22 protein-coding genes are annotated in these 20,746 nt (G+C 68.4%); 13 read left to right on the forward strand and 9 right to left on the reverse strand.

Translation table 11 applies throughout. The features are described from left to right. Positions 1 to 16: 16 nt before the first annotated feature. Positions 17 to 1,438 carry a metalloprotease PmbA gene (pmbA, locus tag Talka_RS09175; protein WP_143890895.1) on the forward strand — a complete coding sequence of 474 codons (1,422 nt, stop codon included), beginning with the start codon at positions 17 to 19 and terminating at the stop codon, positions 1,436 to 1,438. 14 nt (positions 1,439 to 1,452) lie between these two features. Here the strand turns inward: pmbA and murI are convergent, their stop codons facing one another. The 3 genes from murI to rpsU form a co-directional block, all read right to left on the reverse strand. Then, positions 1,453 to 2,277, reverse strand: a complete 825-nt coding sequence (gene murI, locus Talka_RS09180; RefSeq protein ID WP_143890897.1) for a glutamate racemase — start codon at positions 2,275 to 2,277, stop codon at positions 1,453 to 1,455. Between the two features lie 19 nt (positions 2,278 to 2,296). Beyond that, a complete protein-coding gene (locus tag Talka_RS09185; RefSeq protein ID WP_143890899.1) occupies positions 2,297 to 2,761 on the reverse strand; it encodes a GatB/YqeY domain-containing protein in 465 nt (154 codons plus the stop codon). A gap of 175 nt (positions 2,762 to 2,936) precedes the next feature. Then, on the reverse strand, positions 2,937 to 3,149 hold the full coding sequence (rpsU, locus tag Talka_RS09190) for a 30S ribosomal protein S21 (RefSeq protein ID WP_143890900.1): 213 nt from the start codon (positions 3,147 to 3,149) through the stop codon (positions 2,937 to 2,939). Positions 3,150 to 3,309: 160 nt separating this feature from the next. On the opposite strand from rpsU, the gene pap reads away from it, so the two are divergent. Further along, on the forward strand, positions 3,310 to 4,794 hold the full coding sequence (gene pap, locus Talka_RS09195; protein ID WP_143890902.1) for a polyphosphate:AMP phosphotransferase: 1,485 nt from the start codon (positions 3,310 to 3,312) through the stop codon (positions 4,792 to 4,794). A gap of 25 nt (positions 4,795 to 4,819) precedes the next feature. Here pap and Talka_RS09200 read toward each other — a convergent pair whose 3' ends face one another. From Talka_RS09200 to Talka_RS09210, 3 genes are read right to left on the reverse strand one after another with little or no spacing between them, the layout of a single operon-like run. Next, a complete protein-coding gene (locus tag Talka_RS09200; RefSeq protein WP_143890904.1) occupies positions 4,820 to 5,143 on the reverse strand; it encodes a YkgJ family cysteine cluster protein in 324 nt (107 codons plus the stop codon). 22 nt (positions 5,144 to 5,165) lie between these two features. Continuing rightward, entirely contained in the window at positions 5,166 to 6,122 is a 957-nt protein-coding gene (gene argF, locus Talka_RS09205) for an ornithine carbamoyltransferase (protein WP_143890906.1), read from the reverse strand. After that, positions 6,119 to 7,324: an aspartate aminotransferase family protein gene (locus tag Talka_RS09210; protein ID WP_143890908.1), complete on the reverse strand. Its 1,206-nt coding sequence runs from the start codon at positions 7,322 to 7,324 to the stop codon at positions 6,119 to 6,121. Before Talka_RS09210 ends, argF begins: the two co-directional genes overlap by 4 nt. Before the next feature lie 140 nt (positions 7,325 to 7,464). Here Talka_RS09210 and Talka_RS09215 point away from each other — a divergent pair, with 140 nt between their 5' ends. Next, positions 7,465 to 7,788: a DUF3579 domain-containing protein gene (locus Talka_RS09215; RefSeq protein ID WP_143890910.1), complete on the forward strand. Its 324-nt coding sequence runs from the start codon at positions 7,465 to 7,467 to the stop codon at positions 7,786 to 7,788. A gap of 229 nt (positions 7,789 to 8,017) precedes the next feature. On the opposite strand, the gene rpsT is transcribed toward Talka_RS09215, so the two are convergent. Continuing rightward, positions 8,018 to 8,320 (reverse strand): 30S ribosomal protein S20, encoded by a 303-nt coding sequence (rpsT, locus tag Talka_RS09220; RefSeq protein ID WP_143890912.1) that lies wholly within the window; start codon positions 8,318 to 8,320, stop codon positions 8,018 to 8,020. A 305-nt stretch (positions 8,321 to 8,625) separates the two neighbouring features. Here rpsT and Talka_RS09225 point away from each other — a divergent pair, with 305 nt between their 5' ends. Together Talka_RS09225 and Talka_RS09230 are read left to right on the forward strand one after the other, a co-directional pair. Then, complete coding sequence (locus tag Talka_RS09225; RefSeq protein ID WP_246100643.1) at positions 8,626 to 9,699, forward strand: fatty acid desaturase; 1,074 nt, start codon at positions 8,626 to 8,628, stop codon at positions 9,697 to 9,699. Between the two features lie 105 nt (positions 9,700 to 9,804). Continuing rightward, complete coding sequence (locus Talka_RS09230) at positions 9,805 to 11,238, forward strand: DEAD/DEAH box helicase (RefSeq protein WP_143890916.1); 1,434 nt, start codon at positions 9,805 to 9,807, stop codon at positions 11,236 to 11,238. On the opposite strand, the gene Talka_RS09235 is transcribed toward Talka_RS09230, so the two are convergent. Continuing rightward, positions 11,235 to 12,086, reverse strand: coding sequence for a symmetrical bis(5'-nucleosyl)-tetraphosphatase (locus Talka_RS09235; RefSeq protein WP_143890918.1), 852 nt, complete (start codon positions 12,084 to 12,086; stop codon positions 11,235 to 11,237). The genes Talka_RS09230 and Talka_RS09235 overlap by 4 nt on opposite strands. Positions 12,087 to 12,097: 11 nt before the next feature. Between Talka_RS09235 and Talka_RS09240 the strand changes: the two genes are divergently transcribed. Next, complete coding sequence (locus Talka_RS09240; RefSeq protein WP_143890920.1) at positions 12,098 to 13,438, forward strand: hemolysin family protein; 1,341 nt, start codon at positions 12,098 to 12,100, stop codon at positions 13,436 to 13,438. On the opposite strand, the gene Talka_RS09245 is transcribed toward Talka_RS09240, so the two are convergent. Beyond that, positions 13,320 to 14,303, reverse strand: coding sequence for a LysR family transcriptional regulator (locus Talka_RS09245; RefSeq protein WP_143890922.1), 984 nt, complete (start codon positions 14,301 to 14,303; stop codon positions 13,320 to 13,322). The two genes, Talka_RS09240 and Talka_RS09245, sit on opposite strands and share 119 nt — an antisense overlap. Before the next feature lie 132 nt (positions 14,304 to 14,435). Here Talka_RS09245 and Talka_RS09250 point away from each other — a divergent pair, with 132 nt between their 5' ends. The 7 genes from Talka_RS09250 to csoS1 form a co-directional block, all read left to right on the forward strand. Continuing rightward, a complete protein-coding gene (locus tag Talka_RS09250; RefSeq protein WP_143890924.1) occupies positions 14,436 to 15,857 on the forward strand; it encodes a form I ribulose bisphosphate carboxylase large subunit in 1,422 nt (473 codons plus the stop codon). A 40-nt stretch (positions 15,858 to 15,897) separates the two neighbouring features. Continuing rightward, positions 15,898 to 16,218 carry a ribulose bisphosphate carboxylase small subunit gene (locus Talka_RS09255; RefSeq protein ID WP_043701481.1) on the forward strand — a complete coding sequence of 107 codons (321 nt, stop codon included), beginning with the start codon at positions 15,898 to 15,900 and terminating at the stop codon, positions 16,216 to 16,218. Between the two features lie 86 nt (positions 16,219 to 16,304). Further along, a complete protein-coding gene (locus Talka_RS09260) occupies positions 16,305 to 18,203 on the forward strand; it encodes an alpha-carboxysome scaffolding protein CsoS2 (RefSeq protein WP_143890926.1) in 1,899 nt (632 codons plus the stop codon). Between the two features lie 59 nt (positions 18,204 to 18,262). Continuing rightward, a complete protein-coding gene (locus Talka_RS09265; RefSeq protein WP_143890928.1) occupies positions 18,263 to 19,819 on the forward strand; it encodes a carboxysome shell carbonic anhydrase in 1,557 nt (518 codons plus the stop codon). 28 nt (positions 19,820 to 19,847) lie between these two features. Further along, positions 19,848 to 20,102, forward strand: a complete 255-nt coding sequence (csoS4, locus tag Talka_RS09270; RefSeq protein WP_143890930.1) for an alpha-carboxysome shell vertex protein CsoS4 — start codon at positions 19,848 to 19,850, stop codon at positions 20,100 to 20,102. 6 nt (positions 20,103 to 20,108) lie between these two features. Further along, a complete protein-coding gene (locus Talka_RS09275; protein WP_143890932.1) occupies positions 20,109 to 20,417 on the forward strand; it encodes a carboxysome peptide B in 309 nt (102 codons plus the stop codon). A gap of 51 nt (positions 20,418 to 20,468) precedes the next feature. After that, a partial coding sequence (gene csoS1, locus Talka_RS09280; RefSeq protein WP_143890934.1) for an alpha-carboxysome major shell protein CsoS1 occupies positions 20,469 to 20,746 on the forward strand: 278 nt, incomplete at its 3' end.

Raw genomic sequence — 20,746 nt, forward strand, 5'->3', positions numbered from 1 at the left:
TATCATAGCTTTCAGCATGAGTGCAACCCATCGAACCACGTCGCGCCGTGCCGCCGGTGACGCAGGGCGGCAGGGCTTTCAATATTCGACCGCGCAGCTGGAGGAGCTGGCCGATCTGGCGCTGAAGCACGCGCGTGCGCTCGGCGTGGCCGACGCCGCCGTCGAGGTGTCGGAAGGCTGCGGTCTGAGCGTGTCGGTGCGCCGCGGCGCGCTGGAAAACGTCGAGCGCAACCGTGACAAGGCGTTGCTGATCACGGTGTATGCGGGGCAGCGGCGCGGCCACGCTTCGACGTCGGACTTCTCGCCGCAGGCGGTGCGCCAGACCGTGCGCGCCGCCTGGGACCTTGCGCGCTACACCGCCGAGGATCCGGCTGCCGGGCTGCCGGAGGAGACCGACGTCGCCCACGACTACCCCGACCTCGACCTGTTCCATCCTTGGCCGATCGACGCCGAGCAGGCCGCCGAGATCGCGCTGCGCTGCGAGGCGGCGGCGTTCGCGGTCAGCCCCCGCATCACCAACAGCGAGGGCGCGGCGGTGTCGGCGCAGCAGTCGCACTTCTGGGCCGAGCACATGCGCGGCGGCGAGCGGCGCCGTCAGGGGATCTTTTACGGCGGCTACGCCAGCTCGCGCCACAGCCTGTCGGTGGCGCCGATCGCCGGCAAGGGCGACGGCATGCAGCGCGACCACTGGTTCAGCTCGCAGCGCAACCCTGCGGAGCTGGCCAGCCCCGAGGCGGTGGGCCGCTACGCCGCCGAGCGCGCGCTGGCGCGCCTGAAGCCGCGCAAGATCGCCACCACCGAGTGCCCGGTGCTGTTCGAGGCGCCGCTGGCGGCCGGGCTGCTGGGCGCCTTCGTGCAGGCCGTCAGCGGCGGGGCGCTGTATCGGCGCACCAGCTTCCTGCTCGACAGCCTGGGGCGGCAGGTGTTTCCGGCGCACGTGGACATCTTCGAGGATCCGCACATCCTCGGCGCCAAGGGCAGCGCGCCGTTCGATGACGAGGGCGTGCGCACGGTGGCGCGACCGGTGGTCTCGGGTGGCTGCGTCAAGGGGTATTTCCTTAGCACCTATTCGGCGCGCAAGCTCGGCCTGCGCACCACCGGGCACGCCGGCGGCTCGCACAACCTGCTGATGACCAGCCGCCTGACGCAGCCGCAGGACGACCTGCCGGCGATGTTGCGCAAGCTGGGGCGGGGCCTGTTCGTCACCGAGCTGATGGGGCAGGGCGTCAACCTCGTCACCGGCGACTACTCGCGCGGCGCGGCCGGCTTCTGGGTCGAGGACGGCGTCATCGCCTACCCGGTGCAGGAGATCACGATCGCCGGCAACCTGGCCGAGATGTTCAAGGGGATCGTGGCCATTGGCGCCGACGTCTACAACCTCGGCGCCAAGAACGTCGGCTCGGTGCTGATCGAACGCATGAAGGTGGCGGGCAGCTGAGGCCTCGGCGCGGCTCAGTCCAGCGGCTGCGCTTGTACGCGCAGCGCGTCGCCCAGCAACCGCAGCGCGACCGCGCCGACGGCTGCGGGGTCGCCGCTGGTCAGCAGCGCAAGGTCGGAAGCCGCTGGCCCGGGGGGCGCAAGCAGGTTCAGCGCCTGCAGCCGACGCTGCAGCTCGCGCGCCACCGCGGGGGCGGGATCCAGCACCTCCACGCCGGGGCCGGCCACGCGCTCGATCACCGGGCGCAGGAACGGGTAGTGCGTGCAGCCGAGCACCAGCACGTCGGCGCCGGCCTGCACCAGCGGGTGCACGTGCTCGGCCACCGCGGCCTCGGTGGCGGGGCCGTCGAGCTCGCCGCGCTCGACCCGCTCCACCCAACCCGGGCAGGCGCGCGCCAGCACGCGCACGCCGGCGGCGTGGCGCTCGATCAGGCGCGCCAGGCCGGGGCTGGCCACGGTGTTGCGGGTGGCCAGCACGCCGACGACGCCACGGCGCGTGCGCTGCGCGGCGGGCTTGACGGCCGGCTCGATGGCCACGATCGGCCAGCCGGGGTGGCGTGCGCGCAGCGCCTCGATCGACAGCCCGGTGACGGTGTTGCAGGCCACCACCGCGGCCTTGCAGCCGTGCGCGCGCAGGCGCTCAAGCGCATGCTCGGCGCGCACCTGCACAAAAGCGATGGGTTTATCGCCATACGGCGCGTGCGCCGAGTCGGCCAGGTAAAGCAGCCGCTCAGCGGGCAGCAAGCCGTGCACCGCGCGCAGCACCGACAGACCGCCAATGCCGGAATCGAACACGCCGACCGGGGCGATCGCGGCGCTGGCGCGCTCCTCGAGGGTCATGCACAGCGTGGAAGGAGGATCAGCCAGCCAGCGCGGCCTTGACAGCAGCGGAGACTTGCGCCATGTCGGCCTTGCCGGCGAGTTCCGCCTTGGCCGCGGCCATCACCTTGCCCATGTCGGCGGCGGTTGGCGCGCGTCCTAGCTCCGAGGCAACGCGCTGCACCAGCGCCTGCACCGCAGCGGCGATCGCCGCCGCGTCCAGGCGCTGCGGCAGGTAGGTTTGCAGCACCTCGGCTTCGGCGCGTTCTTTGGCGGCCAGATCATCGCGCCCCGCTTGTTCGAATGCGGCGATCGAATCCCGGCGCTGCTTCAGCAACCGATCCACCACCGCGATGACGCCGGCGTCGTCCAGCGCCACGCGATCATCGACTTCCTTTTGCTTGATCGCCGCCAGCAGCAGGCGGATGGCGCCCAAGCGCGCGCTATCTTTGGCGCGCATCGCCGCCTTCATGTCGTCTTGGATGCGTTCTTTGAGGGTCGCCATCCGAGGTTCTAGGATTTTGCGCGCTTGCGGCTGGAGCACCAGCTGGTTTTGTGGGACAACTTGCCTGCTTCAGATGGCGGGGCGCAAGAAGGAAGCGCTACCCGCCAACGAACCCAACTTAGCCGGGCCGGCGCTTGCGTCAACCGCTCGCCGACTCGCAGGCGAGATCAACAGTTCAATACAAGCGCGGGGGCAACTGCATCGAGCGCACGCGCTTGAGGTGCCGCTTGATGGCCGCCGCGCGCTTGCGCTTGCGCTCGGCGGTCGGCTTTTCGTAAAACTCGCGCGCGCGCAGCTCGTTGAGCAGACCGAGTTTTTCGATCGTGCGCTTGAATCGCCGCAGCGCGACGTCAAACGGTTCGTTTTCTTTGACGCGAATGGTGGTCATGGGCCTGGGGTTTCCAAAATCAGCGGACTGAAAGAAGCTCACGTCCTTGCTCGTAAAGCCTCCTATTATAAGCTTGTAAGCTTGTCAGAGACAACCAGCCTTGCGCTGTTGGTCAGACCAAAGTGCCAGCACCGCTCACCACGGCAGAGGAGGAGCCCCGATGTTTGAGTCCGCCGCCATCGGCCACCGCGTCGATCGCGCCACCTACAAGGCCCAAGTTCCCGCCTTGCGGGCGGCTTTGCTGCAGGCGCAATACGAGCTGCTGCAGCGCGCCGACCGCGCGGTCTGTATCCTGATCAACGGTGTAGAGAGTGCCGGCCGCAGCGAGACGGTCAACACGCTCAACGCCTGGATGGACCCGCGCCACATCCGCACTGAGGCGTTCGACCCCATGACCGAGGAGGAGCGTCGCTGGCCGGAAATGTGGCGTTTTTGGCAGGTGCTGCCGCCCAAAGGCCACATCGGTATTTTGTTTGGCTCGTGGTACACCGATCCGATTCATTGCCGCATCCACGGACGCGACGACCGCGACCGCTTCGCGCTGCGGCTGGAGCGCATCCGCCGCTTCGAGCGCATGCTGGTGGCCGAAGGGGTGGTGTTGGTCAAATTTTGGTTTCACCTGTCGAAGAAGGCGATGCGCGCGCGCTTCAAGGCGCTGGCGTCCGACCCGCGCACCGCCTGGCGGGTCGGCCCTCGCGAGAAAGCGCATCTCAAGCGGTATGACGCCTTCATCGCAGCCGCCGACGAAGCGCTGCGCCGCACCAGTTTGGGCGAAGCGCCGTGGATCGTGATCGACGGCAGCGATGATGCCTACCGGGAACTGACCGCCGGCCAGCACCTGCTGGCGGTGCTGCGCCACCACGCCAGCCCCGGCACGGTGACGGTGCCGGTGCCGCCGGCGGTGCTGGAGCCGCCGGCGCGGCCCTCGACGCTGCTGCAGGCGCTCGACTACACGCGCCGGCTGGACGGCGAGCGCTACGAGCGGCAGCTGGCGCGCTGGCAAGGCGAACTCAACGAGCTCAGCCGCCACCCGAGGATGCGCCAGCGCGCGCTGGTGGTGGTGTTCGAAGGCATGGACGCCGCCGGCAAGGGCAGCACGATCCGGCGCCTGACGGCGGCGTGGGACGCGCGCTTCTACCGCGTGGTGCCGGTGGCGGCGCCGAGCGAGAACGAGCGCGCCCATCCCTACCTTTGGCGGTTTTGGCGCTACATTCCGCCGCACGGGCGCGCGGTGATCTTCGACCGCTCGTGGTATGGACGCGTGCTGGTGGAGCGGGTGGAGGGTTTCTGCAGCGAGGCCGACTGGATGCGCGCCTACGGCGAGATCAACGCCTACGAGGAGGAGCTGGCCGAGGCCGACGTCATCATCGTCAAGTTCTGGCTGGCCATCACGCCGGAGGAGCAGCTGCGCCGCTTCCGCGAGCGCGAGACCACGCCCTACAAGCAGCACAAGATCACGCCGGAGGACTGGCGCAACCGCGAGAAGTGGCCGCTGTATGAGCGCGCGGTGGAGCAGATGGTGGACCGCACGTCCACACAGCTCGCTCCGTGGCACATCGTGGCCAGCGACGACAAGCGCTGGGCGCGCGTGGAGGTGCTGCGCACGCTGGCCAAGCGGCTGCGCCGGGCGCTGGACGGCGACTGACGCGCGATGGCCGCCCGTCCGCCTCTCAGGCGGCCGGCGCCGCCTCGCCGAGCGGCGGCAAGCCGTGCCGCGCGCGGGCGCGCGCGCAGGCGTCGCTGCCTTCGGCGAACTCGCGGCACGGCGACGGGCGCCATTCGTAGATGCCGCAGGCCACCTGCTGGCCCACCGTGCCGGTCAGCGCCACGCAGCGCGGCGGCCAGTGGTCGGTGCCGCGCATGCGCATGGTGGCGCCGGCCACCTCCACCGTCAGGCTGTCCGGCACGTGGCCGCCGCAGCCTTGCGTTTCATAAACCGAAAAATCGACACGAAACCAAGCGCAGCACGCGCCGCAGCGCAGGCACTCGCTCATCCTTCCCCGAAAACCGCATGACTCACAGCTTGCCCAGCAGCAGGTATTCCATCAACGCCTTTTGCACATGCATGCGGTTTTCCGCCTCGTCCCAGACGACGGATTGCGGGCCGTCGATGACCTCGGCGTCCACTTCCTCGCCGCGGTGGGCGGGCAGGCAGTGCATGAACAGCGCCTCCGGCTTGGCCTGCGCCATCATCGCCGGCGTGACGCGCCAGGCGGCAAACGCCTTCTGGCGCGCTTCGTTCTCGGCCTCGAAGCCCATGCTGGTCCACACGTCGGTGGTGACGAGGTCGGCGCCGCGGCAGGCTTCCATCGGGTCGTCGAACACCTGCCAGAAGTCGCCGCGCGGCACGCCGGCTACGGCCGGGTTCACCTCGTAGCCGCGCGGCGTGCTGATGTGCACCCGAAAACCCAGGATCTGCGCCGCCTGCAGCCACGTGTGGGCCATGTTGTTGCCGTCGCCGACCCAGGCCACCGTGATGCCGCGCAGCGCGCCCGGATCCAGCGTGCCGTCGGCGCGGCGACCACGGTGCTCCAGCCAGGTGAACAGATCCGCCAGGATCTGGCACGGGTGGAACTCGTTGGTCAGGCCGTTGATGACCGGCACGCGCGAGTGCGCGGCGAAGCGCTCGATCTTGCTCTGCTCGAAGGTGCGGATCATCACCAGATCGACCATGCGGCTGATGACGCGCGCGGTGTCCTCGATCGGCTCGCTGCGGCCGAGCTGGCTGTCGCCGGTGGTCAGGTGCACCACCGAGCCGCCCATCTGGTACATGCCGGCCTCGAAGCTGACGCGCGTGCGCGTGCTGGCCTTCTCGAAGATCATCGCCAGCGTGCGGTCCACCAGCGGCTGGTAGCGCTCGTAGGTCTTGAACTTGTGCTTGATGAGGGCCGCGCGCTCGAACAGGTAGGCGTACTCGTCGGCCGTGAAGTCCTTGAACTGCAGGTAGTGGCGCAGCGTCGTCGGGGTGTTCATGCGGATGTCTCGTCGAGGAAGGCGCGCACCTGGGGCACCAGCTTGGCCACAATCTCGTCGGCCTCGGCGCGGCTGAGGATCAGCGGCGGCAGCAGGCGCACCACGCGCTCGGACGTCACCGAGATCAGCAGCCCGGCCTTGGCGCAGCGCAGCACCAGTTCGCCGCACGGGCGGTCGAGCTCCACGCCGATCATCAGCCCCTTGCCGCGTACCTCGCGCACGCCGGGGACGTTCCTCAGCTCGGCCCACAGCTGCGTCAGCAGATGCTGCCCCTGCGTGGCGGCGTTGGCCAGCAGGCCCTCGTCCTCCATGATGCGGATGGTCTCCAGCCCGGCGCGCGTGGCCAGCGGGTTGCCACCAAAGGTGGTGCCGTGGTGGCCGGGCTGGAACAGTTCGGCGGCCTTCGGGCCGGCCACCACCGCGCCGATCGGCACGCCCGAGCCCAGCCCCTTGGCCAGCGGCATCACGTCGGGCCGGATGCCGGCCCACTGGTGCGCGAACCACTTGCCGGTGCGGCCCATGCCGCACTGCACCTCGTCGATCATCAGCAGCCAGTCGCGCTCGTCGCACAGCGCGCGCACGCCGGCGATGTAGTCGGGTTCCAGCGGGTGCACGCCGCCTTCGCCCTGGATGGCCTCGAAGAACACCGCCACGACGTTGGGGTTGCCGTCGGTGGCGCGCCTGAGCGCCTCCAGGTCGTTGATCGGCACGCGGATGAAGCCTTCCACCAGCGGCTCGAAGCCCGCTTGCACTTTGGGGTTGCCGGTGGCCGACAGCGTGGCGATCGAGCGGCCGTGAAAGGCCCGTTCATAGACGACGACCTCGGGTCGCGCGATGCCCTTGGCGTGGCCGAACTTGCGCGCCAGCTTCAGCGCCGCCTCATTGGCCTCCAGCCCGCTGGAGCAGAAGAACACCTTGGCAAGCCCCGAGCGCTCGCACAGCGCGGCCGCCAGCGGCTCGGTCCACGGGTGGTGGTAGTAATTGCTGACATGGATCAGCTGCGCCACCTGGTCCTGCAGCGCGCGCACCAGCCGTGGGTGCGCGTGGCCCAGCGTGTTGACGGCGATGCCGGCCAGCGCGTCCAGATATTCGCGCCCCTGGTCGTCCCAGACGCGGCAGCCGCGGCCGTACGTCAGCCGGATCGGCACGCGGCTGTAAGTGGACATCACATGGGGCTCGGGGATCAGGGCGTCGGTGTTCATGGCGAATTCTTCGAGCGTGCGCGGGCGCCGGTAGCCACCTCATTCTATCGACCCGCGAGCTCTGTTTTCTCGAGGCTTGCCGCCCGCGGTCTTGTTCCGGTTACGATCCCAGTCTTCTATAAGATAGAATACTGCGCGAAATGGATGCGCCCCCCGCCCAACATGTTTTTATCCAAGGGGTCACCCGCAGCGGGCGCATCTTCCGCCCCAGCGATTGGGCCGAGCGCTTGGCCGGCGTGCTCAGCCCCTTCCATCCGCAGGCTGCCAGCGGCCCCGACACGCACTTGCGCTACTCCCCCTGGGTGCAGCCGACGGTGGTGGCTGGAATCAAATGCGTGGTGGTGGATCGTGCGCTGCGCGACTTTGATGAGCGGGCGTGGGACTTTGTGATGGGCTTCGCGCGTGACAATGATTTGGTCATCACCGAAGCCTGCCCAGTGCCTGAACCGCCCAATGCTGGCTGAGCTTGCGTTGGCGCCTTTTCGTTCAAGCCGACCGTGAGAGCTCGGCGTCGAGGCTTGGCCGCCGGGCTGAGTCCGCCAACCGGCTAGACAAGGCACAAAAAACGCCTCCTGGCGGAGGCGTTGCGATCCGTGCGCGAGCGGATCAGAACGATTGCTGGCAGCGCACCCGTTCCAAAGCGGACGGCGCGCGGTCGCGCCGATCCGGGCGGATCGCGCAAGGAAGCGTTTTTTAGGCTGCAGCGGGCGCAGCGGCCATGGCCTTGATCTTGGCCGACAGCCGGCTTTTGTCGCGCGCAGCTTTGTTCTTGTGGAAGATGCCCTTGTCGGCGATCGAGTCCACGATGGACTGCATCTGCGTGAACAGTGCGCTGGCTTGGGCTTTGTCGCCGGCGGCGATGGCCTTTTCGACCTTCTTGATCGCGGTGCGGTATTTGGAGCGCAGCGAGCTGTTGTGGGCGTTGAGCTTAATGTTTTGGCGGGCGCGCTTGCGTCCCGACTTCAGGCGCGGCGATTTGTTGGACTTGGTAGCCATGGATGACCTCAAAGATCAACGGTTGGGAGGATGTTGCCAGCAAAACCCACAATTATAGAAGCAAGCATTGCTCGCGGGCTAGTCGAGCCCTGATGCTGTAGCGAGCAAGCTGCACGGTTGAGCTTGGTCAATGCCGCGTGGACACTCTAGGGCATACTTACGCGGGTCGCGTGCGCGACTCGGCCTCCTGCGGGATCTTCAACCCGCCGGGCACAAGCCCTCTCACCCGTTCTCCGCGTTGTTTGTTGTTTTCCTCCGGTTGGTTGTTTATGGCCCACGATGACGTTGTCGCCGCTGCGCAGACCATGCAGCCGATTCCCCCCGGGGCGCCTTTGCCGCACCGCAAAGTCATCCGAGGTTGGATCTCGCCGTTGGCCGAGCGCCGCACCGCTGGGGCTGTGGCCTTGTTGGCGTTGGACTGGGCGATTTTTGCCGCGCTGATGGCCGGTACGGTGGCGTTTGAAGCTTGGTGGGCCAAGTTGCTGTGCGGCTTGGCCGCTGGCTTCATGATCGGGCGACTGTTCATCATCGGGCACGACGCGTGCCATCAAAGCTACACCCCGCACCGCCGCCTCAACAAACTGTTGGGCCGCATCGCGATGATCCCATCGCTGACCCCCTACAGCCTGTGGGAAGTGGGGCACAACGTGGTGCACCACGGCTACACCAACCTGAAGGGGGTTGATTTTGTCTGGGCGCCGCTGACCAAGGAAGAATTCGACGCGTTGCCCCGCTGGCGCCAGTGGCTGGAGCGGCTCTACCGCAGCGGCTGGGCGCCAGGCCTTTATTACCTGATCGAGATGTGGTGGCTGCGCATGTTTTTCCCGCGCAAAGCCTACATGGGCGCGCGCCGGCCGGAGTTCATCTGGGATGGCGTGTTCGTGTTGGCGGTGGGGTTGGCATGGATTGGGGCCATGGTGGCCGCCGCGCTGTGGACGGGCCAGTCGGTGGCGCTGCAGGTGCTAACGGGTTTCGTCGTGCCCTTTTTGTTCTGGAACGCCATGATCGGGTTTGTGGTCTATGTGCACCACACCCACCCGGCGGTGCAGTGGCATGCCGATAAGATTGCCTGGGCGAAAGCCGCGCCGTTTGTCTCCACCACGGTGCACTTGGAGTTTCCGCTGAAGATCGGCGCGCTGATGCACCACATCATGGAGCACACCGCCCACCACGTGGACATGAGCGTGCCGCTTTACAAGCTGAAAGAGGCGCAAAAAAAGCTGGAGGAGATGCTGCCCGGTCGCATCATCATCCAGCGCTTCAGCTGGCGTTGGTATTTTGATACAGCGCGCCGCTGCAAGTTGTATGACTTCACGCGCCGCTGCTGGACCGACTTTCAGGGGCGTCCGACGAGCGATCCGGCGCCCGCTTACGCTTGACAGGGCGCCGATCTGTCGCAAGACGCGGCCCTGACCGCGCGGCTGTCCTGCGGGGCAGCCGTTATTTTTTCGTGCGCTCGCTGCTGCAGTGCGACAATTCTGTTTATGAGTGTGGACACCGAAACCGCTTGCCAGGCGTCGGCGTTTGCCAGCCTCGGGCTGGCGGAGCCGCTGATGCGCGCCATCGCCGAAATCGGCTACACCGCCATGACGCCGATTCAGGCGCAGGCCATCCCGGTGGTGCTGCAAGGCCGGGATGTGATGGGGGCCGCGCAGACCGGCACCGGCAAAACGGCGGCGTTTTCGCTGCCGCTGTTGCAACGCCTGCTGCCGCACGCCAACACATCGGCCTCGCCGGCGCGTCACCCGGTGCGCGCCCTGGTGCTGCTGCCCACGCGCGAGCTGGCCGACCAAGTCGCGCAGCAGATCCGCCGCTACGCCGCCTACACCCCGTTGCGCTGCGCGGTGGTGTTTGGCGGCGTGGACATCAAGCCGCAGATCGAGGCGTTGCGCCAGGGGGTGGAGATCCTGGTGGCCACGCCGGGCCGCTTGCTCGATCATATCGAGGCGCGCTCGGTGCTGCTGAACCACGTGGAGTATGTGGTGCTGGATGAGGCCGACCGCATGCTCGACATCGGCTTCTTGCCGGACTTGCAGCGCATCCTGGCCTACCTGCCGCGGCAGCGCACGACCTTGTTGTTTTCCGCCACCTTCTCGCCGGAGATCAAGCGGCTGGCGGCCAGCTACTTGCGCGATCCGGTGGTCATCGAGGTGGCGCGCCCCAACACCACCGCCTCGACGGTGGAGCAGCGCTTTTTCCGCGTCGAAGAAGAGAACAAGCGGGCCGCGCTAAAGGCCCTGCTGCGCGAACACGGCATCCAGCAGGCCTTTGTGTTCGTCAACAGCAAGCTGGGCTGCGCACGTCTGGCGCGGGCGCTGGAGCGCGACGGCCTGGCGGTGGCCGCGCTGCACGGCGACAAGAGCCAGGAGGAGCGTCTCAAGGCGCTGGAGGCGTTCAAGCAGGGGCAGGTGCAGTTGCTGGTTTGCACCGACGTGGCCGCGCGCGGGCTTGATATCAAGGATGTGCCAGCGGTGTTCAACGTCGATGTGCCGTTCAACGCCGAAGATTACGTGCACCGCATTGGGCGCACCGGTCGCGCCGGCGCCAGCGGACGGGCCTTCACCTTGGTGACGGAGCAAGATGGGCGCTTGCTGGCCGCCGTGGAAAAGCTGATCGGCCGCAAGGTGGAGCTGGAGCCGGCGCCGCTGGCCGAGGCGCGTCCAGAGCGCGCAAAACGCAGCCGGGAGACGGCCCGCTCGTCGCCGCCCGCCGCGTCGGTTCAAGGTCAGGCGGCCGCTGCCCAGCTCCAATCGACCGATCCCCTGGTCGATCAGCCGTATGAGCCGTCGCTGCCGCCCGATGTGCTGCCGGAATGGGAGCGGCAAGCCCGCAGCGCCCCTCCCAAAGGGTTGTCGGCCTACATCCGGCCTAAACGCAAGGTGCCGGCGTTGCTGCGCGCGCCGCAGCAAGGGGCTTAAGCCCGTCCGGGTTTTTGCGCTTGGGCGCAGGGAATTCGAATGACCTCCACCGCGCGCGCGTCGAGCGCCTCCATCCCGTCGGGCAAGCGCGCGGCGCTAAGCTGGCCGCCCCAGACGCAACCGCTGTCCAGCGCCAGCAGGTCGGCGCGCTGCAGCGGCCCGAGCGTGGACCAGTGGCCGAACGCGATCGGCACGCCGGCGCTGCGCCGGGCCGGCGCGTCGAACCACGGCACATGGCCGGGCGGGGCGCCGTCGCGGCCGTCCTTGGTGTCGAACTCCATCACGCCGTCGGGCGTGCAGTAGCGCAGCCGCGTCAGCGCGTTGACGATCACGCGCAGCCGCGCCTCGCCCTGTAGCCGGTCGTCCCAAGCCGCCGGCTCGTTGCCGTACATGCGGTGCAGCCAGGCGTCGCGCGCCGGGCTGCGCAGCACCGCCTCCACTTCCGCGGCCAGCGCCAGCGTCTGCGCTGCGTCCCACGCCGGCAGCACGCCGGCGTGCACCAGCAGCCAGCCGCGCTCGCGCAGCGCCAGCGGGCGGCGCGCCAGCCAGTCCAGCAGTGCGCCGCGGTCGGGGGCGGACAGGATCGCTTCCAGCGTGTCGCTGCGGTGGGCAGGGCGTGCTCCAGCGGCCACCGCCAGCAGGTGCAGGTCGTGGTTGCCCAGCAGCGTCTCGGCGGCGCCGTCCAGCCGCATCAAGCGACGCAGCACGGCCAGCGAGTGCGGCCCGCGGTTGACCAAGTCGCCCAGCACGATGAAGCGGTCGCGGCTGGGCGAGTAGCCCACCTCGGCCAGCAGGCGCTGCAGCGCCTCGTCGCATCCCTGCACGTCGCCGATCAGGTACAGTGCCATCACCTGCGATTATGGACGTGCTGATCATCTTGCTGCTGACGCTGCTCAGCGGCCTGTTTTCGATGACGGAGATCGCGGTGGTGTCCAGCCGCCGCGTGCGGCTGGAGGCGCTGGCCGGCGGCGGTGACCGCGGCGCGCGCGCGGCGCTGTGGCTGCAGGACAACCCGACGCTGTTCTTCTCCACGATCCAGATGGGCAACACCACGGTGGCGCTGCTCAACGGCATCGTCGGCGAGGGGGCGTTTGGCGCGGATTTGGCCGATGGTTTGCGAGCGCTTGGGCTGCCGCACGGCGTGGCGCAGGCGCTGGCCACCACGCTGGTGGTGGCCGGCGTCACTTACGTCACCATCGTGATCGGCGAGCTGGTGGCCAAGCGCATCGGCCAAAGCGCGCCCGAGGCGATCGCGCGCTGGATGGCGCAGCCGCTGCTGGCGCTGGCCACGGTGGCCAAGCCGGCGGTGGCGCTGCTGGCGGCTTCCACCAACGCGATCCTGCGGCTGCTGGGCATTCCGCCGCTGCCGCGGCACGACGTGACGGTGGATGAGATTCAGGCGCAGCTGGCGCACGGCGTGCGCAGCGGCGTCATCGAGCGCGACGAACATCGCATGGTGCGCAACGTGCTGGCGCTGGACGAGCGCCAGCTCGGCAGCCTGATGGTGCCGCGCGCCGAGATCGACTGGCTCGACGCCGGCCTGCCGCTGGCGCAGGCGCTGGCGCATGCGCGCCACGGCGGCCACTCGTGGTACCCGGTGTGCCGCGGCGGGCTGGACGACGTGCTGGGCGTCATCCACCTGTCGCACCTGATCGCGCTGGACGAAGCTGGCGGGCGCGAGCAAGACTGGGCGCGCGACGCCCAGCCGGCGGTGTTCGTGCCTGAAACCCTTAGCGGGCTGGACTTGCTGGAGCAGTTTCGCGCGCGGGTGATGCGCATGGTGCTGGTGGTGGACGAATACGGCGAGGTGCAAGGACTGCTGACGCCGCTGGATCTGCTGGAGGCCATCACCGGCGAGCTCTCCAGCGACGAGCCGCACGATGCGTGGGCGACGCCCCAGCCGGATGGCTCGTGGCTGCTGGACGGCAGCATGCCGGCGCACGAATTCAAGACCCGGTTGGAGATCGGCGCGCTACCCCACGAAGGGCGCGACCTTTACGTGACCCTAGCGGGGTTGATGCAGACGGTCGCCGGCAGCCTGCTCAAGCCCGGTGATGAGGTGGAGGTGGCCGGCTGGCGGCTTACGGTGCTGTCGATGCAGGGCCGCCGGATCGACCGCGTGCGCGCCGAGCGCTGGCTCCCCGCAGCGGACGCCCCCCTGTCAGGGCCTGATCCCGGTGGGCATACAGCCAGTCCTTGAACGCCGCCGCTGCAGGGGACAGCCGCTTGCCGCGCGGGTACACCACGTGCCACTGGCGCAGCAGGGGAAAGCCCTGCACGTCCAGCTGCACCAGCTCGCCCAGCGCCAGCTCCGCGCCCACCGTGTGCGCCGACAGCACCGCCAGCCCCAGCCCGCCGGCCACGGTCTGCTTGATCGCCTCGTTGCTGCCGACCTCCAGCCGCGCGCGCAGCGGCACCCCCAGCGCGTCGAAGAAGCGCTGCATCGTGGCGCGCGTGCCGCTGCCCGGCTCACGTAGGATGAACGGCTCGCCGCCGAGCCGGCGCGGGTCGATGGCGCGCTCGTGCGCCAGCGGGTGCCCCGGCGGGGCCACCAGCACCAGCGGGTTGTCGGCAAACGGCTCGCACACCACGTCCCAATCCTGAGGCGGCTGGCCGAGGATGTAGAGATCGTCTTGGTTGGTGGCCAGCCGCTGCAGTAGGGTATCGCGGTTGCCCACCACCATGGCCACCTCGATGCCAGGGTGCGCGGCGGCAAAGCTGCCCAGCAGCTTGGGCACGACATATTTGACGGTGGTCAGAATCGCCAGCCGCACGCTGCCCTTTTCGATGCCCTGCAGCGCCGCAAGGTCTTCGGCCAGCCGGCGCAGCCGCTCTTCCACGTCGGCGGCGGCTTCCGCCAGCGCGTGGCCTGCGGCGGTGAGGTAGATGCGTCGCCCGATTTGCTCCACCAGCGGCTGGCCCACCGTGTCGGCCAACTGCTTGACCTGCAGCGACAGCGTCGGCGGGGCCAGGTGCAGCGCCTCGGCCGCGCGCGCGAAGCTGCCGTGGCGCGCCACGGCGTGGAAGATGCGCAGTTGATGCAGCGTCAGGTGGCGCGGGTTCATTGTTTTATTTTAGTAAAAGAAAGGCGTTAGAAGATTTTACTTTTCACGAAGCCATCGTAAGCCTACGATCCATGTCAGCCCCGCAACAACGGGTGTTCAAGCAACCGCCCACGAGATTCCCGAGGAGTGAGCATGGCCGTCAAGACCTACAACGCCGGCGTCAAGGAATACCGCCAGACGTATTGGATGCCCGACTACACCCCGCTGGACACCGACCTGCTGGCGGTGTTCAAAATCGTGCCCCAGCCGGGCGTGGATCGCGAGGAGGCTGCCGCCGCGGTGGCTGCTGAATCGTCCACCGGCACCTGGACCACGGTGTGGACGGACTTGCTGACCGATCTGGATTACTACAAAGGCCGTGCTTACCGCATCGAGGACGTGCCGGGCGACGACACCGCGTTTTACGCCTTCATCGCCTACCCGATTGACCTGTTCGAGGAAGGCTCGGTGGTCAACGTGTTCACCTCGCTGGTGGGCAACGTGTTTGGCTTTAAGGCGGTGCGCTCGCTGCGTCTGGAAGACGTGCGCTTCCCGATCGCTTACGTCAAGACCTGCGGCGGCCCGCCGCACGGCATTCAGGTCGAGCGCGACTTGCTGAACAAATACGGCCGTCCGCTGCTGGGCTGCACGATCAAGCCCAAACTCGGCCTGTCGGCCAAAAACTACGGGCGCGCGGTGTATGAGGCGCTGCGCGGCGGCCTGGATTTCACCAAGGACGACGAAAACGTCAACAGCCAGCCGTTCATGCGCTGGAAGCAGCGTTTTGACTTCGTCATGGAAGCGGTGCAGAAGGCCGAGCGCGAAACCGGCGAGCGCAAGGGCCACTACCTCAACGTGACCGCCCCGACGCCGGATGAGATGTTCAAGCGCGCGGAATACGCCAAAGAGATCGGCGCGCCGATCATCATGCACGACTATCTCACCGGCGGCTTCTGCGCCCACACGGGTCTGGCCAACTGGTGCCGCGAAAACGGCGTGTTGCTGCACGTGCACCGTGCGATGCACGCCGTGATCGACCGCAACCCCTACCACGGCATCCACTTCCGCGTGCTGACCAAGGTGTTGCGCCTGATGGGCGGCGACCACCTGCACACCGGCACCGTGGTCGGCAAGCTGGAGGGCGACCGCCAGGCGACGCTGGGCTGGGTGGATCTGCTGCGCGAGTCGTTTGTGCCGGAGGATCGCAGCCGCGGCATCTTCTTCGACCAGGACTGGGGCTCGATGCCAGGGGCGTTTGCGGTGGCTTCCGGCGGCATTCACGTCTGGCACATGCCGGCGCTGCTGACCATTTTTGGCGACGACGCCGTGTTCCAGTTCGGCGGCGGCACGCTGGGCCATCCGTGGGGCAACGCCGCTGGCGCGCACGCCAACCGAGTGGCGCTGGAAGCCTGCGTGCAAGCGCGCAACGAAGGCCGCCAGCTCGAAAAAGAGGGCAAAGAAATTTTGACCGCCGCGGCGCAGCATTCGCCGGAGCTCAAGATCGCGATGGAGACCTGGAAGGAGATCAAGTTCGAATTCGACGTCGTGGACAAGCTCGACGTGCAGCACAAGTGATCGCCGCCCACCGAACCGACCTCGTTTCAGGAGACCCATCATGCAAGCCTACAAACAGTCGCTCAAGCACGAAACCTTCTCGTATCTGCCGCAGATGACGCCGGAGCAGGTGCGTCGCCAGATCGCCTACGCGCTGGCGCAAGGCTGGAACCCGGCGGTGGAGCACACCGAGCGCGGCACCCCTGCCAAAGAAAGCTACTGGTACATGTGGAAACTGCCGATGTTTGGCGAGCAGTCGGTCGATGCGGTGCTGGCCGAGATCGAAGCTTGCCACCGCGAGTTTCCGAACCACATGGTGCGCTTCGTCGCCTACGACAACTACGCGCAAAGCCAGGGGCTGACGTTCGTCGTCTATCGTTGATGAGCCGCGGCGGCGCCTGAGGTTGGCCTCCACGTTGCGCCGCCGTTTTCAAACCGGACAGTTTGTTCTTCAAGAGGAGTCCCCTCATGGACGGGACGGTGGTCAAGGCTGCCCTTTCGGGGCGGGAGCTGGCACGGCAACGACGCCAGGCGCTGGCGCAGCAGGGACGCGCGGCGTTGGCGACCTTGCGCAGTGCGATGGCGCGCGCCGCCACCTCGCCGCAGTCGCAAGGCTCGGGCGGCTGCGGCTGTGGCTGCGGCGGGCAAAATGGTTGCACGCGCGCCTCGGCTGACAGCGCGGACGGCGTGGCGCGAATGCTGGCGGCTGCCCAGGGCGAATCCTCGCTGCAAGCGCGTCCCGCTCAGCATGGGGACGACATGCCGCGCGTGGCAGTGCCGACGGGTCGGGCGCTGGCGCAAGCGCGCCGCGCGGCGCTGGCGCGCGAAGGCAAAGCGGGCCTGACCCGCGTGGCGCAGGCCACCCGTCTGGCCACCACGATGCCCGACCGGAATTGGCGCGAAGCGCTGCAAAAAGGCGCCACGGGGCGCCAGTTGGCGATGCAGCGGCGCACCCTGCTGGCTCTGACGGGGCGGGCTGGCCTGGCCGCCTCGACGCAGCCCGCCAGCAGCACCCGCCCGACCGGGCGCGTGCGCCCCCACGCGGCTGCGCTGCGCGAAGCCGCCCACACCGAAGAGGGGCACACCTTGTCTGGGCAAAAAGTCACCGGCACGCAGGTCGAGCGCAGCCAAAAGGTCACCGGCATGGAGGCAGGTACCTGCCGCCACGTGACCGGCACCGAATACATCGGCCAAGAGCAGTTTGAAGCGTGGTGCGCCAGCAAGCCGCAGCCGGCTCCGGCGAAGGTCAACATCACGCACACCGAGCGCGGGCGCACGGTGACCGGCGCCCACCCTGGGCTCAACCCCAAGGTGACCGGCAACGAAACCGGCGCTTGCCGCGGCATCACCGGCACGCGCTACCTGGCGGCGGAAGACGTGTCGCTGTGCGAACAGATCGCGCCGCGCGCGCCGCACAAAGTCAGCGTGATGTCGTCGCGTGGCGACAACGAGATCACCGGCACTCCAGTGGGGCGCAGCCCCAAAGTGACCGGCAACGAAGCCGGCGCGCAGCGACTCATCTCGGGCACCCAGTATGCGCTGTCGGCGGGCGGCGCGGCGGGCGTGCGGGCCGGCACCGCCACCCGGCGTGCCGACCCGCCGGTGCGTCCTGCGGTAACCGATGGCGCGGCTGAACCCGTGGCGCAAACGCACGCGGAGGAAGCGCAACGCATGCCAGCGGGTTTTGCCTTGGCCACCGTCAGCGGTGACAGCCCGGGGGCGGGCGGTGGCCGCATCACCGGTGACGAGCGCGGCGCCTGCGAGCCGGTCACCGGCACGCCTTACCTCGGGCCGGACAATCTAAGCGGCGGCTGCACCCTGAGCGGGCGGTGGCTGACCCGCTACCCCGAGTTGGCCGCCATCGACGCGCCGCCGCCGCCGCGCGACTTCAGCGTGCAACCGCCAGCGCGGCAGGCATGGGAGCGGCGCCAGCGCATCACGGGCAGCGGCGGCAGCGATGAAAGCGCGCTGCGCGTGACCGGGCCGGGTATGAAAGCCCAAGGTCTCATCACCGGCACGCCGGAGTTTCGCCACGGCTCGACCTCGTCTGCGCCTTGGCTCGGGGCCATGGCCGGCGCAAGCGCCAGCGCGGCGGCGCAGCGCGTGACGGGCGAAGGCTCGGCCCCGCGTTCGGTGCGCATCACCGGCGATGCGTGGGGAAGCGAGCGGCGGGTCACGGGCACCGAAGGCGCTTCGGCCACGGTGCGCAACCCCACGCAGCGCGGGCTGCCGCGGCCCATGGGGGCGCAAGCACGCCACCTGCGCGCGATCGAGCGCGAGGAGGTGCCGCTGAGCCCGATCACCGGCAGCAGCGGCAACACCCCGCGCGGCGCGGTGGTGACCGTTTCCGGCGGCGCCCGAGGTTGAGAGGCCAAGGCTTGATGAGGACGGCGCGAAACCGCCCCTGATTGCAAGAGATCGCCACCATGGACACGCGCAAACGTCAGCTCGCCCTGCAGCGCGCCGCTCGCGCCACGCTGCCGCGCCACGGCCTGCAAATGGCTGGCGTGCGCGCGGAGCCCGCGGCGTCCCAGCCGCTGCCGAATCCGGCTTGCGCACCGGGGGCGGGGCGTAGCTGTCGGCATGCGCTGACCGATGTGGCACTCAACGCCGCGCTGCACAGTTACGAGCAGACGGTCAGGGGACGTTTTGAGTCGATTGAGGACGTGCTGCGCACGCTGTCCGCCTGGCAACACGAACGTGATTTTGTGGAGCGCGCGCAGGCGCTGGCGCGGCAGCGGTTGGATTTTGAGTGGCCCCTGGCGGCACTGGACAGCGCTTGGGTGGCGGGTGTGGACATGGCCGCGCTGCACGCCCACGCGATGTTCGAAACGATCCGCCGCTGCGTGACCTTGGCGCCGCAGGACGGCGCGGCGTGGCGCGATCGCCTGCCGGTGCAGGCCGAGACGCTGCGCGCTTGCGGCGTTCATACGTTGGATGTGAGCCCCTGCGCCGACGGTCGCTTGCAGGGCGTGCTGCCGTTCGTGCTGCGCACCGCCCCCAGCGACCACGTGGTGGTCAAAGCCTATGCTGGCGCGCTGTTTGACATCGAGCTCGACGCGCAAGATTGGACGCAGCGCGAGCTGGAGCGCCTCACCGGCTTGATCGATGGCGGCGAGCGGCTCGACTACCTCAAAGTCGCGATCTATCACTTTAGCTCGTCGCACCCCGAGCACGAGGGTTGCGCCGCGCACGGCAGCCACGATGCGCGTGCGGTGGCCGCTGCCATGGAGCGCTTGCACGGGCTGCGCGCGGCCATCGACAACACCTTTGGGGCGGGAGCGGCGCCTCTGGTGATGCTGATCGGGGTGGACACCGACTTGGACGCCATCCGCATCCACCTGCCGGATGCCCGCGGTCAGCTGCATGCCGACCGTTTCCTCGACGCGGCCACGCTCTACCGCGAAACGCTTGGGCTGGATGCGGCCGCGGCGCGACGCCGCCTGCATGAGGCCGTGGCGGCCCATGTGCGCGAGCTAGGTGGCGTGCTGTCGCGCGCGCCGGGCGACGACGGTTTGGCTCGACTGGCGGCCCTGTGGCTGGAGGCCAACCTGTCGCAAATCGAATATGTCATCGAGCATCACAACGGCCGCTATGCCGTCATCGGGCACGATGAGCACTTTGTTTGCGTCGGTGACGCCCTGCCGCCGCTGCAGTTGCGCAACCAGTATTACCACGCCCATCTCGACACGGTGGAGGAGGGCAGCGCCGATCTGGATGTGGGCGTCAAGATTTTTACCGGGCTCAATCTGCGGCGCGGGCTGGCGCTGCCGGTGCTGGTGCACTTTACCTATTCGTCGCGCGTGCCGGGCGCGCGCGAGCGCGCGGTGGCGCGCGGCCAGCGTGTGCTGGCGGCGATTCGGGCGCGCTACCGCCAGTGGGACGAGCGCGGCTTGTTGCACGGTCGTGTCGCGGTCAGCGATCGCTACGGGCGCGAGACGGTCGCCCTGATCGAAGAGCCGCTGGCGGATGTGGGGCATTAAACGGGCATGCATCCTAGGGAACCGAACCATGAAGATCATGCGCGTCGAAAAAACCCTGGTGTCCACCAACCGCATCGAAGCATTTGGGCATCGGCCGCTGTTGGTGGTGCAAGAAAAGGTCGGCGGCTCGCGCAGCGTTGCGGTCGATGCGGTCGGCTGCGTGCCGGGCGACTGGGTCATCTGCGTGGGCTCATCCGCGGCGCGTGAGGCCGCCGGGTCGAAGGACTTTCCGTCCGACCTGACCATCGTCGGCATCATCGACCACTGGAATCCGGAAGGGTGAGCGGCGATGGACATCGTGCGGGTGGTCGGCGAGCTGGTTTGCACGCGTCGCGTGCCGGGGTTGGGCAGCGCTTCGCTGCGCGTGGTGCGCAGCGCCCAAGGGGTGGTTTCGGTGGCCACCGACCCGGTCGGGGCGCCGGTGGGGCGCTGGGTGTTTGCCACCACTGGCAGCGCGGCGCGCCTGGCCATGCCGGACAAGACCTGCATGACCGATTTGACGATCTGCGGAATCATCGACCACTGGGACGAAGACGTCCCGGCGGCGACAACGGAGCATCGAGCCACGGGCGTAGGGTCCGGGGCGAGCAAGGGGTGAGCCGATCGGCTCAGGTGTTTGAAAGCAAATGTGACCACGAGGAGTAAAGCAATGGCGAACACGACGGGTATTGCCCTGGGCATGATCGAGACGCGCGGACTGGTGCCGGCGATCGAGGCGGCCGACGCGATGACCAAGGCGGCGGAGGTGCGGCTGATTGGGCGGCAGTTCGTGGGCGGCGGTTATGTGACGGTGATGGTGCGCGGCGAGACCGGCGCGGTCAACGCGGCGGTGCGGGCCGGGGCCGATGCGTGCGAGCGCGTGGGCGATGGCCTGGTGGCGGCGCACATCATCGCGCGCGTGCACAGCGAGGTGGAGGGCATCCTGCC

This window comes from Tepidimonas alkaliphilus, from assembly GCF_007556595.1.
In the GTDB taxonomy this organism is placed as follows: Bacteria; Pseudomonadota; Gammaproteobacteria; order Burkholderiales; family Burkholderiaceae_C; genus Tepidimonas; species Tepidimonas alkaliphila.

Coding starts and splice junctions, on each gene's coding strand:
- pmbA (WP_143890895.1), top strand. CDS start 17: ATGAGTGCAACCCATCGAACCACGTCGCGCCGTGCCGCCGGTGACGCA.
- murI (WP_143890897.1), bottom strand. CDS start 2,277: ATGACCCTCGAGGAGCGCGCCAGCGCCGCGATCGCCCCGGTCGGCGTG.
- Talka_RS09185 (WP_143890899.1), bottom strand. CDS start 2,761: ATGGCGACCCTCAAAGAACGCATCCAAGACGACATGAAGGCGGCGATG.
- rpsU (WP_143890900.1), bottom strand. CDS start 3,149: ATGACCACCATTCGCGTCAAAGAAAACGAACCGTTTGACGTCGCGCTG.
- pap (WP_143890902.1), top strand. CDS start 3,310: ATGTTTGAGTCCGCCGCCATCGGCCACCGCGTCGATCGCGCCACCTAC.
- Talka_RS09200 (WP_143890904.1), bottom strand. CDS start 5,143: ATGAGCGAGTGCCTGCGCTGCGGCGCGTGCTGCGCTTGGTTTCGTGTC.
- argF (WP_143890906.1), bottom strand. CDS start 6,122: ATGAACACCCCGACGACGCTGCGCCACTACCTGCAGTTCAAGGACTTC.
- Talka_RS09210 (WP_143890908.1), bottom strand. CDS start 7,324: ATGAACACCGACGCCCTGATCCCCGAGCCCCATGTGATGTCCACTTAC.
- Talka_RS09215 (WP_143890910.1), top strand. CDS start 7,465: ATGGATGCGCCCCCCGCCCAACATGTTTTTATCCAAGGGGTCACCCGC.
- rpsT (WP_143890912.1), bottom strand. CDS start 8,320: ATGGCTACCAAGTCCAACAAATCGCCGCGCCTGAAGTCGGGACGCAAG.
- Talka_RS09225 (WP_246100643.1), top strand. CDS start 8,626: ATGCAGCCGATTCCCCCCGGGGCGCCTTTGCCGCACCGCAAAGTCATC.
- Talka_RS09230 (WP_143890916.1), top strand. CDS start 9,805: ATGAGTGTGGACACCGAAACCGCTTGCCAGGCGTCGGCGTTTGCCAGC.
- Talka_RS09235 (WP_143890918.1), bottom strand. CDS start 12,086: ATGGCACTGTACCTGATCGGCGACGTGCAGGGATGCGACGAGGCGCTG.
- Talka_RS09240 (WP_143890920.1), top strand. CDS start 12,098: ATGGACGTGCTGATCATCTTGCTGCTGACGCTGCTCAGCGGCCTGTTT.
- Talka_RS09245 (WP_143890922.1), bottom strand. CDS start 14,303: ATGAACCCGCGCCACCTGACGCTGCATCAACTGCGCATCTTCCACGCC.
- Talka_RS09250 (WP_143890924.1), top strand. CDS start 14,436: ATGGCCGTCAAGACCTACAACGCCGGCGTCAAGGAATACCGCCAGACG.
- Talka_RS09255 (WP_043701481.1), top strand. CDS start 15,898: ATGCAAGCCTACAAACAGTCGCTCAAGCACGAAACCTTCTCGTATCTG.
- Talka_RS09260 (WP_143890926.1), top strand. CDS start 16,305: ATGGACGGGACGGTGGTCAAGGCTGCCCTTTCGGGGCGGGAGCTGGCA.
- Talka_RS09265 (WP_143890928.1), top strand. CDS start 18,263: ATGGACACGCGCAAACGTCAGCTCGCCCTGCAGCGCGCCGCTCGCGCC.
- csoS4 (WP_143890930.1), top strand. CDS start 19,848: ATGAAGATCATGCGCGTCGAAAAAACCCTGGTGTCCACCAACCGCATC.
- Talka_RS09275 (WP_143890932.1), top strand. CDS start 20,109: ATGGACATCGTGCGGGTGGTCGGCGAGCTGGTTTGCACGCGTCGCGTG.